Origin of the sequence: Sphingobacterium sp. MYb388, from assembly GCF_037479535.1 — a bacterium.
In the GTDB taxonomy this organism is placed as follows: Bacteria; Bacteroidota; Bacteroidia; order Sphingobacteriales; family Sphingobacteriaceae; genus Sphingobacterium; species Sphingobacterium anhuiense.
Window position 1 is genome coordinate 86,658 of record NZ_JBBGYV010000003.1, and the last position, 11,897, is coordinate 98,554.

The following is an 11,897-nucleotide window of genomic DNA, read 5'->3' on the forward strand; positions in this document are numbered from 1 at the left end:
CATTGATGGTTTCATCAGCATATTTAATATTAAAAACTTTCTATACAAATCATGCTCTTGCTATAAGACCTTAGGAAATAGCTAAAGTTTAATTTCTTTTAGCAAATTTACTTTTTTGGTCCAATATATTTATCGGAGCAGGGTAAATATTTTGTTGCTTAAAGGACATATTTAATCTCTTGGAGATTGAACTCTTTTATATCATTTGCGATTTGAATCTGTAATAGGCCATTTGAAAGTACTTGTATTATTTTCCCTTCAATTTTTGTTTTATTGACTATATATCTTTTCATCTCATTTCTTCTAAAAAGATTTTGATTGAATGCTAATAGTTGTTGATCTTGATCCTGGTTTTTTAACCGTTTGTACTCTATATCTAAAAATTGATAAAGTTCTGTCGCTAGCGATCGTATGTGATAGGGTTTTTCTTGTTTGGTGATCGATTTTAGTGAGGTAATATGTTGGGTATCGCCAAATGACGTCTGATTTATATTAATACCGATCCCAATAATACTTGTTGCGATTTTATTTCCTTTTATCGTGTTCTCAATTAGTACACCTACTATTTTTTGGTCATTAACATAAATATCGTTTGGCCATTTGATTTGCACTTTTTGGTTGGTTTTTGTTTTTAACCAGTTAAATATTCCGAGACATATGGCGCACGATAAGGTAAATTGCTGATCTATTCTTAAAAAATGCGGGTAAATGAGGATTGATGTAATGATATTTTTACCAGGTTCGCTTTTCCAAATATTACCCCTCTGACCTTTCCCCGCGAATTGTTCTACTGCTAAAATGGCAGAACCTTCGTCCTGTGGCTTGAATTTTGACAAGTTTTCTTTAAAATAATCATTTGTGGATGCCACTCGATCGACAGTAATTACATTTTGACCGATAATAAGTCCTGAAAATGTGTTATTTTGCAAGGTGATAATTTTTTAATTGTATACAATAGTCAAAACTATAATTTTTTTTAATGGATAAAAATAAAAGTTCAGAATTGTCAACGCGACTGTCAGAGGTGGTGGTATATGGAATGCAAGAGAAGAAAGCAAATGAAATAGTGCGATTGGATTTGAGAAATATTAACAGTTCTGTTTCCGATTATTTTGTAATTTGTCATGCAGACTCCCATATTCAAGCGCAAGCAATCGCGAAAAGTGTAGAAGATGAAGTCTATAAAACATTTGGTCAAGATCCACAATATAAAGAAGGCCAGAGTCTTGGCGAATGGTTGATACTTGACTTTGTAGATGTAGTTGTTCATATCTTCAAGAAAGAAAAAAGGGCACTGTATGCGATCGAGGATCTATGGGGCGACGCTCAAATTCAAGACTTTCAAAGTGCTTAATTAAGATAGAAAAAATAGAATTAAAACGATATAAATAAGAAAGAATGAAGAAAATACCAACTGGTAAAATAACCCCAAAACCGCCCAAGTTTAATGTCATGTGGCTTAGTTTTGCTTTGATATTGGTTTTTTTTGCCCTACAATACGTTTTTAGTGATAATTCGGCTAAAAAAATCACGTACAGTGAATTTGAATCTACCATTTTACCAACAGGTGATGTAGAAAGATTAGAAGGTACTAAGAAAAATGATCTTGTACATATTGATGTTTATATCAAGAAAGATCGTTTAAAAGATGAAAAATATAAAAATGTGGCTCCAGGAGCAAATGCATTGTCATTGAACCCTGAAGTAGGCCCTCAATATTACTTTACTGAAGCTTCGGCTGATATTTTAGCTTCAAACTTAAAAGCGGCGCAAGAAAATCTTCCTGCAGGTACGCCGCGATTAAGTGTAAGTTATGAAGATCGTTCTAACCCATGGGCTAATTATTTTGTGACCTTTATTTTACCACTTGTTGTGATGGTATTATTATGGTTATTCTTGATGCGTCGTATGAATGGAGGTGGCGCTGGTGGTGGCGGTCAGATATTTAATATTGGTAAATCTAAAGCACAGCTGTTTGATAAAGAGTCTTCCATTAATATTACTTTTAATGATGTTGCAGGTTTAGAAGAAGCCAAACAAGAAGTAATGGAAATTGTGGATTTCTTGAAAAACCCGCGCAAATACACAAATTTAGGTGGTAAAATTCCTAAAGGAGCATTATTAGTTGGCCCTCCAGGAACCGGTAAAACGTTACTTGCAAAAGCTGTGGCAGGTGAAGCACAAGTTCCTTTCTTCTCATTATCAGGTTCTGATTTTGTTGAGATGTTTGTGGGTGTTGGTGCTTCTCGTGTCCGTGATTTGTTTAAGCAGGCAAAAGAAAAAGCACCATGTATCATCTTTATCGATGAGATTGATGCTATAGGCCGTGCGCGTGGTAAAAACTCCATGATGGGCGGTAATGATGAACGCGAAAACACTCTAAATCAGCTTCTTGTTGAGATGGATGGTTTTGGAACGGATTCAGGTGTTATTATTTTAGCAGCGACCAACCGTATTGATGTATTAGATAGTGCATTGTTGCGTCCAGGACGTTTTGATAGACAGGTTTCTATTGATAAACCCGATTTAATCGGTCGTGAGCATATTTTTAAAGTTCACTTGAAACCATTAAAGTTATCGGAAGAAGTTGATGCTAAAAAACTGTCTGCACAAACTCCGGGATTTGCTGGTGCAGAGATTGCCAATGTTTGTAATGAGGCGGCTTTAATTGCAGCACGTAAGAATAAGACAGAGATTGATATGCAAGATTTTCAAGATGCGGTAGATCGTGTTATTGGAGGTCTTGAGAAAAAAAATAAAATCATTTCACCAGAAGAGAAGAAAATTGTTGCTTACCATGAGGCCGGCCATGCGATTGCAGGTTGGTTCTTAGAGCATGCTGATCCATTGGTGAAAGTGTCTATCGTGCCTCGTGGAGTTGCTGCACTGGGATATGCGCAGTATTTACCAAGGGAACAGTTTTTATATACTACTGAGCAGTTAGTTGATAGTTTGTGTATGACGATGGGTGGCCGTGTAGCTGAAGATATTACATTTGGACGTATATCTACTGGTGCACAAAATGATTTGGAAAGAATCACAAAATTAGCATATGCTATGGTTGCTATCTATGGTATGAATGATAAGGTTGGTAATGTTTCATTCCGTGACGGATCTGAACAATTTCATAAACCTTATTCTGACAAAACGGCAGAGTTAATTGATTCTGAGGTACGTAATTTAATTACTGACGTTTATGCAAGAACAAAACAGTTATTGTTAGATAAACAAGAAGGTTTAGTTGCGATTGCCGAAAAACTATTAGAGAAGGAAATCTTATTTCAAAGTGATCTGGAAGAAATATTGGGAAAACGCCCTTTTGATACAAAAACAACGTATGATGAGTTTGTGAATAGTGGAGATGGTGGCGGTGTTCCGCAAACAGATCTTCCATTAGATGTGTTACCTGAAGAGGCGAGCAGCGCAGAACCAAAAGTAGGTATTAAAGAAGAGGATAATCCAAACACATAAATTTTTAATTCTACAGCGCTTCTGAAAAGAAGCGCTGTATTTTTTATCAATTCCACCGAATGAATGTTAAAAATAGCAGCAGCAAAGAGCAGATGCTTAGCAAAATAAGAAAAGCTCTGTTAGAAAAGACAGAAAATCCACATCCCAAATTTCAGAAGACACCTTTATATCAGGAGGAAGATGAGCTTGTGGATGTGACCTTTGCACGCGAATTAACAGCAGTAGGGGGGAAGTTTTTGTATTGTGATGGCGAGATTGAACTGATTGAGAATTTGATTAATCTGACGGAGGAAAATAATATTAAAAAGATATTTACCTGGGAAAAAGGAGTTCAAGACCTTTTAAACCCTTACGGTTTTCCTATACATACGGATGAAATTGAATTTGATGCAGCCGATGCAGGGATAACTTCTTGTGAAGTTATGATTGCGCGTAACGGTAGTATCATGGTCAGCAATGCTAATGCATCAGGACGTAGATTGGGAATCTATCCGCCCATCCATATTGTCATTGCAAAAGCCTCGCAGATGGTCTGGGATATTAAAGATGCATTATCCTATATGCAGCGTCGCTACGGTAATGAAATGCCCACAATGGTTTCGACAGTCACTGGACCTTCCCGTACAGCAGATATCGAAAAACGCCTGGTCCTGGGGGCTCATGGACCAAAAGAATTATATGTTTTATTATTAGAGGATCGTTTTTAATTATATGATACAGGAATACCTTTTTTTAACTCCAGTTGCGAGTATTATCTTTGCTTTGACAGTGGCTTCAAGTATCTATAGTTTTTCAAATCCTCAAGTATTGGGAGAGATGATGTTACATCCTTATAGTATATATCGTAAAAAACGCATTTATACTATTTTAACCAGTGGCATGGTTCATAAAGATTGGGGGCATCTCCTTTTTAATATGATCACATTTTATTATTTCGGATTTGGCTTAGAAAAAATATTGATCCAGGTCAGTGATTGGGGGCACCTTCAATTTGCAATCATTTATATTTCCAGTTTAATACTGAGTGATATTCCTACCATTTTCCAGCACAAAAATAATCCGGGCTATTATAGTTTAGGTGCTTCGGGAGCAATCTGTGCCGTTTTATTTAGCTATATCATGTTTGATCCTAAAATGATGCTCGGTATCTTTATGATCATTCCAATGCCAGCTTATATATTTGCCGTACTTTTTCTTGGTTACTGTATTTGGGCATCTAAAAATTCAAAAGACGGTGTCAACCACGATGCGCATTTATTTGGAGCAATCTCTGGAGTGATTATTACCTTGTTGCTCTATCCATGGATTTTTAAACATTTTATAAGTCAATTTTAGCATTATCCTGCCCAGTTCTCGCGGTCTAAGCTTCTATATTGTATTGCTTCAGCGAGATGATGATTCTGGATGTTGGTTTCTTGTTCCATGTCGGCGATTGTTCTAGCTACTTTTAAGATGCGGTCATATGCTCTTGCTGATAAACCTAATTTCTCCATGGCAACTTTAAGGAGCTGTGTTCCCTGCTGATCTATCTGACAGCGTTCACGAACCTGAGTACTGCTCATTTGAGCATTATTATGGATTTCACTATACTGTTTAAAACGTTCGTTTTGAATTTTTCTGGCAGCAATGACACGTTGTCGAACCACGATGCTTTTTTCTGATGTTTCATTAGATACAAGCTCTTTAAATGCTACCGGTGTAACTTCCACGTGGAGATCGATCCGATCCAGTAGTGGTCCTGATATCTTGCTTAAATAACGTTGCACGGTATTGCTTCCACATATGCATTCTTTTTCGGGATGATTGTAATACCCACATGGGCATGGATTCATGGCAGCAATTAACATAAAGCTTGCTGGATAATCGACCGAAAATTTTGCTCTTGAGATTGTAATATTCCGAGACTCCAATGGTTGTCGCATCACTTCAAGTACAGTTCTTTTAAACTCAGGAAGTTCATCCAGAAATAAAACACCATTATGTGATAATGAGATCTCTCCAGGTTGAGGAGTTGCGCCGCCCCCGACCAGAGCAACATCAGAAATGGTGTGATGGGGAGACCGAAAGGGCCTAGTTGTCATCAACGATTCCTTGGCTAAAAGCTGTCCTGCAACAGAGTGAATTTTGGTGGTCTCTAATGATTCTTCTATTGTTAATGGTGGTAAGATCGTCGCTAATCGCTTTGCCAGCATTGTTTTACCTGCTCCTGGCGGACCTATTAAAATAACGTTGTGACCGCCGGATGCCGCAATTTCTAAAGCTCTTTTAATGTTTTCCTGACCTCTAACATCACCAAAATCAGTTTCAGCATGATCGATTTTGTTTAAAAACTCTTCTTCAATATTGATAGCAGTTGGCTTAAGGTCATACTTGTCGTTAAAAAAATCCACTACTTCCGTCAGATTATCAACTCCGAATATTTTAAGATTTGATACAATTGCGGCTTCTCTTGCATTTGTATTCGGAAGAATAATTCCTTTAAAATTATCCTTAAGCGCCTGAATAGCGATTGGTAACACTCCCTTTATAGCTTGAATCTTACCATCTAGCGATAGCTCTCCCAATATCAGATAATCCGTTAATTTGTCCGCATTAATTTGATTAGACGAAGCCAGTATTGCTGTCGCAATTGCAAGATCATAAGCTGAGCCTTCTTTGCGAATATCAGCAGGCGCAAGATTGACAACGATTTTTTGCCTTGGCATACGAAGACCGCAAGACACAATGGCACTTTCTATGCGCTGTAAACTTTCTTTGACAGCATTATCGGGCAATCCAACAATATAATATCTTGTTCCTGCTGTGATATTTACTTCAACAGCTACACTCGTGGCTTCAATGCCATATACTGCACTACTATAGGTTTTTGTTAACATATAATTGGTCTAACTGATCATTAAAGTTAATAAAAAGGTTTAACTATTTCTTGAGAATTATTTTTTTCCTTTGAAGAACAGCATGAAGTTGTGGTTTTAGATAAGATACATTATATTGTAGTAATTGATATTTATCATATGTCAAAAAATAATTGGTTTTGGCAAACGATTTGCTACTCTATTTGTATTATTAATGAATAGAACGGATTGCAAAGAATTAACATTTAAAGTTTAAGAATATGAATGATACTAGTAAAGTAGTAGTGGCATTATTGGCAGGGTTAGCTGCAGGAACCGCTTTAGGAATTTTATTCGCACCTGATAAAGGAACAGAGACAAGAGACAAGTTAAATGAATCATTAGCAGATTTGGGAGATGCTATCCGTGAACGCGCAGAAGAGCAGTTTGATCAGCTAAATGACTTCAAGGAAAAAATAGTTTCAACCCTTAAAACAAAAATCAATAAAGGGGAAGAAATCTTCGAAGACGAAATAACAGAACACGCGTAAGTGGCTGTTGTTTTAGAGCTTAAAAAAATATTATAGATCATATTATCAGAGGCTAAAAAAGCCTCTGATTGTTAAAATAAAAATAAATGGAAGAAGAAAAATTCTCGCTTAGTGGAACATTCCAAAAGACCAAGGAATATTTAGATTCGCAATTAAATTTAATTCGGCTAAAGACCGTTGAGCGATCTTCCCGTTTGATCGCAAGCTTAATTGTCGATGGAGCAAAAATTATTTTAACCTTATTTATTATATTTTTCCTTTGTCTTGCCCTTGGTTTTTATTTGGGAGAAGTATTAGGTAGTAATTCTTTAGGATTTTTAGCTACAGCCGTAATATTTTTGGTGATACTGTTACTGATTTGTGTATTAGAGCCAAAATTAGAGACCAAATTTATGGATTTATCTATCCGCAGATTCTCTGCAAAATGGGATGATGAATCAGATGAAGAAGAAAATAATTTGAAACAAGAAAACTTAGAAGATGACGAAAAAAAGCAAAATTCATAACCTCGCAGAGCTTAAGGCAGAAATCGCGCGTCTCAAGATTTTGAAGAACGAACAGGAAGCGTATTTAAAGTCTCAAGTTAAATTATTGAATCATAAAATAGAGACACCTGTACGTATTTTTAATGCGCTTAAATCTAATATTCCGGGTGCAAATATCATATCAGGCCTTTTTGCTTCGACAAAAAATAGCGGTGGCACTAACTCAGACTGGGTAACTAAAGCCCTGCGCATTGGTGTGCCTTTTGTTATGAACAGATTTTTCTTTAAAAAAGCTGGTGTTTTGAAAAAGGCTCTTCTTCTGTTAGCTTCGGAAAAAGCTCTTGGTCAGGTTAATCAAGATAAAATTTCAAGTATTATCGAGAAAGTAACAGATTTTATTAAACCAAAAAAGAATAAGAAAAAAAAGGTTGATATGGAGAAGCTTCCAGTAGTAGAAGATCAGGTGAATGAATATGGTATACCTTCCTATAGTGAAACTTATTAATGAGGATAACTGTTTCCTTCAGTACTATTGACCAAAGCCAGATGTTGGCTTTATTAATGAATTGCTGGCGATAGCTATTTTTCTTTTGTCATTCTATTGCTAATAATATTTAGCTGTTTCATAAAAGCTATCCCTACTTATTTTATAAGATGAATTTTTGAATGTTGCAATGACATTTACGATTTCATGACCTCCTGGCTAAACTTTGATCGGTCATACTCCCCACTTAATTTTACTATACTATTGATTACTGCAAGAATAAGATTATTTTTGCAGGATATTTTATTATAATGGGTAAAGACAAACTTAGAAAATTTGCAGAAATTGGTACTTTTGACAACGTCGTAGAACTTGATGCAGGTAAAGCGCTTAAAGGTCAATGGGCTAAAACGCATTTTAAAAATGATAATCCAATTGTTGTAGAGTTGGCTTGTGGAAAAGGTGAATATACTGTCAATTTGGCGAAGCTTTTCCCTGAAAAGAATTTTATTGGTGTTGACTATAAGGGTAACCGGATTTGGAGAGGAGCAAAAACTGCTATTGAAGAAGGTATTACTAATGTTGGATTTCTACGTATTCAGATTGAAACGATTTTAGAATATTTTGCAGAAAATGAAGTTTCCGAAATCTGGATTACATTCCCAGACCCACAACCGCAGGATAGCCGTGAGAAAAAAAGACTGACCAATCCAACTTTCCTAGGCCGTTATAAGTTTGTTTTAAATGATGGTGGATTTATGAACCTGAAAACTGACAATGATGGTTTTTATAATTATACTTTAGAACAGATTGAAATCTTAGGATTGCCTAAACATGTCGAAACAGCAGATTTGTATCATTCTGATTTAGTAGATGAGGTTCTGTCTATTAAAACATATTATGAGAAGAAATATTTGGCTGTTGATAAAAATATAAACTATGTTAAATGGTCATTTGATCAGATATAATTCTTTTCTGAAATGCATTTCATAAATAAGAAGGCTCCATCCGGTTAGGATGGAGCCTTCTTATTTATGCTTCAACTTGCGCTTTAGGAGGAAAGTTTTTATGTTTTCTTTTGCTTATTTTTTCGATGTTGACCGGTTGAGGTATCTTAACATAGTAGCCTGTACCATCATAGGTGCGTTTCAACGGATCTTCTTGGCAAGCTGTTGAGCAACAGCCTTCAAGTTTTTCACCACATTCATCACATTGTGTGAAATGCTCATTGCAGATTGGGCTGGCACAGTTAATCATCTTCGGTGTTTCTTTTCCGCAGTTCTTACATTTTGAAACTACAACAGGATTTACAGAGTTGACATCAACAGTAACCCTGTTATCAAAGACATAACATTTACCATCGAAGTCTTTACCTCCGGCCTCTTTACCATATTTGATAATACCACCATGTAGTTGATAGACATCTTCGAAACCTTCTGCAAGTAATAGCGCTGATGCCTTTTCACATTTGATACCGCCAGTACAGTAGGTTAAGATTTTTTTGCCTTTATATTTTTCGAGTTCTTTAACTTTTTCAGGGAATTCTCTGAAATTTTCAATGTCTAAAGTAACTGCATTTCTAAAATGACCAACATTATGTTCATAATTAGAGCGTACATCAAGAACAACAACATCATCTCGGTCTTTCATTTCCATGAAGTCTTTAGGTTCAAGATGTATTCCTGTTTTCTGAGTGGGGTCAATAATTTTTGGATCCCGTAAACCCGAGTGAACAATTTCGGTTTTGTAACGGCAGTGCATCTTAATAAAAGATGGTTCCGTAACATCGTCTATTTTAAACTCGGTATGATTAAATCTTCCATCGGCATAAAGGGCATCCATATACGCTTGGCAAGACTCTGGTGAACCCGAAACCGTTCCGTTAAGACCTTCGTCTGCAACGATAATACGTCCAACTAAATTTAATGATTTACAAAATTCTAAATGATCTGCCGCAAATTTTTCAGCGTCAGCGATAGGACTGTAGCAATAGTACAGTAAAGTTTGATATTGTGCCATAGTTTTCATTGATACCGCTGCAAACGGCGTTTAATGCAAATGAATTATAGGGCAAATTTAGTTAAAAATTGGAAATTATACAATTTTTAACGTTTTCTCATCGACCTTTGAAGAACAAATATCATGATGAAACATAAAAATAAAACGGTGAAATAAATAATATTCGTCACTTTTTCTTTAATGGCTCTAGTAGGTACTCGAGTCCATTTAATTTTATCTCATATAATGTACCCAATTGAATACCTAGCTTTCCTGGAGGGAAACCTTTTTGGTGGAACCATACCAGATAAGGTTCGGGTAAGTTACAGAGCGTATAGCCTTGGTATTTTCCAAAAGGCATTTTAACGGTTACAAGTTCAGTAAGTATTTCTGGATTCATCATTAGTCTTCGGGATTACCATTTTTGATACGGTAAACAATCATTTTCAGTCCAATTATAAAATGGTTGAACAGATTGGGAATTGTGCCGTAATATTTTTGAAATATGTCATAACGCTCTTTCAAGGATTCGCGGTGCCTTTGTTTGGACATTCCACCAACTAAATAACGTGCAACATGCTGATGGGCATTTACTGCTATAGATGCCTTTTTTGCAGCTTTGATGACCCAATCTATATCTGCACACAATTTGTAATGTAAGTCATAAGGCTCGGCAATAGTGCGTTTGATATAGATTGCCTGGTGACAGATATTCATGCCATAGCGAAAGCTTTTCCAGTTAAAATATGCGGGAACTTTATGTCGACGTTCACCAATTATTTCTCGCTGTTCGTTTATTAAGAAAGTTTCACCGTAAATAATATCAGCTCCTTCACTTACTTCAGCAAGGTTTGCTAATGTTTCTTTACTGTACAACTCATCTCCAGAATTCAAAAATAGAACATAATCACCTGTTGCCTGTGCTAGACCTTTATTCATTGCATCGTAAATCCCTTTATCTTTTTCGGATAAAATAACGGATACCTGTGATCTATATTTTTCGATCACATCCAAAGTTCCATCTGTAGATAAGCCGTCAATAACAATGTATTCTACATGTTTGTAGGTTTGATTAACAACAGATTTTAGGGTATGTTCAATATCCCGCACATTATTGTAAACGACTGTAATGATGGAAAATGTGGGGTTATTATACATGTTATTTTTTTAATTCGTTGAGTTTCTTTTTTGCAAAACGGATTCCTCTTTGTAAAAGCGAACCTTTTCTATGGGCATAAAAATACTTAATTGATTGATAAGCTTGGGCATGCTCTTGAATTTCTTGCGGAAATTGTGTTATTTTTTTATTCGCAAGTACAACTTGATAGGTCGTCTCTGCTGCTGTATGTGTTCCGGATCCATCATTACCGATATTCTGTGTCAATGAATTTCGCGGATAGAGCACTAATCCGTTGTTTTTAAAAACAGATGCATACCAGCGGATAGCCCAAGAGTTGATTTTTCCAGCTTTAAATTCTTTCACCTGCTTCCAAAAATTCTCTTTGCCCTCTATACTAAATTGGTGAATTTGCTCAGCAGTAAAATCATCTGTTAAGGTATTAATATCGCTATTGAAACGATTCCAAGCGCGATCCCATGTTGCCCAGCCCCAACTATTTGCTACTCTAAAGAAAAACGTTTCAGGTAGAGTTTCAATATCTTTTACGGGATAACCATAGCCAGATATCTGCATGACCTGATCTTGATGTCGGTAAAGTTCTAGAGCATCATTAAAGTATTGCAAAGCAAATGGGGAAGTTACTAAATCATCTTCTAGAACGATCACTTGACCATATTGTTTTACAATTTTAGTTACACCGTCGATGACATTTGCTGCTAATCCGCAATTTGACTCCCTTAAAGTAAGAGTTACAGCTTTAAATCTCCAATTTCTACTGATAATTTCCCGTACTTGTTCTACTGCAGCCTTTGATTGCTCATTTTTAGCAGCATCCGCGTAAATAAATAATTCAGACTCGGAAGCCAGATTATTATTTTCCAGTGCCTTTAACGTACGTAAAGTGTGATCTGGTCGATTGTAAACGAATAAGATAATGGGAGCTTTTGACATTAT

The 11,897-nt window shown here is 36.1% G+C and carries 14 protein-coding genes; 8 read left to right on the top strand and 6 right to left on the bottom strand.

Annotation, left to right across the window (positions count from 1 at the left end; genetic code table 11):
• Positions 1 to 158: 158 nt before the first annotated feature.
• Positions 159 to 929 carry a biotin--[acetyl-CoA-carboxylase] ligase gene (locus WH188_RS10940; protein WP_168127806.1) on the bottom strand — a complete coding sequence of 257 codons (771 nt, stop codon included), beginning with the start codon at positions 927 to 929 and terminating at the stop codon, positions 159 to 161.
• 50 nt (positions 930 to 979) lie between these two features.
• Here WH188_RS10940 and rsfS point away from each other — a divergent pair, with 50 nt between their 5' ends.
• From rsfS to WH188_RS10960, 4 genes are read left to right on the top strand one after another with little or no spacing between them, the layout of a single operon-like run.
• Positions 980 to 1,354, top strand: a complete 375-nt coding sequence (rsfS, locus tag WH188_RS10945; RefSeq protein ID WP_021191401.1) for a ribosome silencing factor — start codon at positions 980 to 982, stop codon at positions 1,352 to 1,354.
• Positions 1,355 to 1,398: 44 nt separating this feature from the next.
• Complete coding sequence (gene ftsH, locus WH188_RS10950) at positions 1,399 to 3,471, top strand: ATP-dependent zinc metalloprotease FtsH (protein ID WP_132769934.1); 2,073 nt, start codon at positions 1,399 to 1,401, stop codon at positions 3,469 to 3,471.
• Between the two features lie 59 nt (positions 3,472 to 3,530).
• The gene (locus WH188_RS10955; protein ID WP_021191404.1) at positions 3,531 to 4,178 is read left to right on the top strand and encodes a LutC/YkgG family protein; all 648 of its coding nucleotides are present in this window, start codon (positions 3,531 to 3,533) and stop codon (positions 4,176 to 4,178) included.
• 4 nt (positions 4,179 to 4,182) lie between these two features.
• Positions 4,183 to 4,806, top strand: coding sequence for a rhomboid family intramembrane serine protease (locus WH188_RS10960; protein WP_021191405.1), 624 nt, complete (start codon positions 4,183 to 4,185; stop codon positions 4,804 to 4,806).
• A gap of 2 nt (positions 4,807 to 4,808) precedes the next feature.
• Here the strand turns inward: WH188_RS10960 and WH188_RS10965 are convergent, their stop codons facing one another.
• A complete protein-coding gene (locus WH188_RS10965) occupies positions 4,809 to 6,347 on the bottom strand; it encodes a YifB family Mg chelatase-like AAA ATPase (protein WP_132769930.1) in 1,539 nt (512 codons plus the stop codon).
• Positions 6,348 to 6,586: 239 nt separating this feature from the next.
• On the opposite strand from WH188_RS10965, the gene WH188_RS10970 reads away from it, so the two are divergent.
• The 4 genes from WH188_RS10970 (at position 6,587) to trmB (ending at position 8,793) form a co-directional block, all read left to right on the top strand.
• Positions 6,587 to 6,856 (top strand): YtxH domain-containing protein, encoded by a 270-nt coding sequence (locus tag WH188_RS10970; protein WP_021191406.1) that lies wholly within the window; start codon positions 6,587 to 6,589, stop codon positions 6,854 to 6,856.
• 86 nt (positions 6,857 to 6,942) lie between these two features.
• Positions 6,943 to 7,362, top strand: a complete 420-nt coding sequence (locus WH188_RS10975) for a hypothetical protein (RefSeq protein ID WP_021191407.1) — start codon at positions 6,943 to 6,945, stop codon at positions 7,360 to 7,362.
• Positions 7,337 to 7,846 carry a hypothetical protein gene (locus WH188_RS10980; RefSeq protein WP_132769928.1) on the top strand — a complete coding sequence of 170 codons (510 nt, stop codon included), beginning with the start codon at positions 7,337 to 7,339 and terminating at the stop codon, positions 7,844 to 7,846. Before WH188_RS10975 ends, WH188_RS10980 begins: the two co-directional genes overlap by 26 nt.
• 290 nt (positions 7,847 to 8,136) lie before the next feature.
• Positions 8,137 to 8,793 (top strand): tRNA (guanosine(46)-N7)-methyltransferase TrmB, encoded by a 657-nt coding sequence (trmB, locus tag WH188_RS10985; protein WP_132769927.1) that lies wholly within the window; start codon positions 8,137 to 8,139, stop codon positions 8,791 to 8,793.
• A gap of 64 nt (positions 8,794 to 8,857) precedes the next feature.
• On the opposite strand, the gene trhO is transcribed toward trmB, so the two are convergent.
• The 4 genes from trhO to WH188_RS11005 all read right to left on the bottom strand — a co-directional run bounded on the left by trhO (position 8,858) and on the right by WH188_RS11005 (position 11,894).
• A complete protein-coding gene (trhO, locus tag WH188_RS10990) occupies positions 8,858 to 9,844 on the bottom strand; it encodes an oxygen-dependent tRNA uridine(34) hydroxylase TrhO (RefSeq protein WP_132769925.1) in 987 nt (328 codons plus the stop codon).
• A gap of 166 nt (positions 9,845 to 10,010) precedes the next feature.
• Complete coding sequence (locus tag WH188_RS10995; RefSeq protein WP_021191410.1) at positions 10,011 to 10,226, bottom strand: DUF3820 family protein; 216 nt, start codon at positions 10,224 to 10,226, stop codon at positions 10,011 to 10,013.
• Positions 10,226 to 10,981, bottom strand: a complete 756-nt coding sequence (locus WH188_RS11000; RefSeq protein ID WP_339423918.1) for a glycosyltransferase family 2 protein — start codon at positions 10,979 to 10,981, stop codon at positions 10,226 to 10,228. The genes WH188_RS10995 and WH188_RS11000 overlap by 1 nt, the downstream gene beginning before the upstream one ends.
• A 1-nt stretch (position 10,982) precedes the next feature.
• Positions 10,983 to 11,894 (bottom strand): glycosyltransferase, encoded by a 912-nt coding sequence (locus WH188_RS11005; RefSeq protein ID WP_132769921.1) that lies wholly within the window; start codon positions 11,892 to 11,894, stop codon positions 10,983 to 10,985.
• Positions 11,895 to 11,897: the final 3 nt, after the last annotated feature.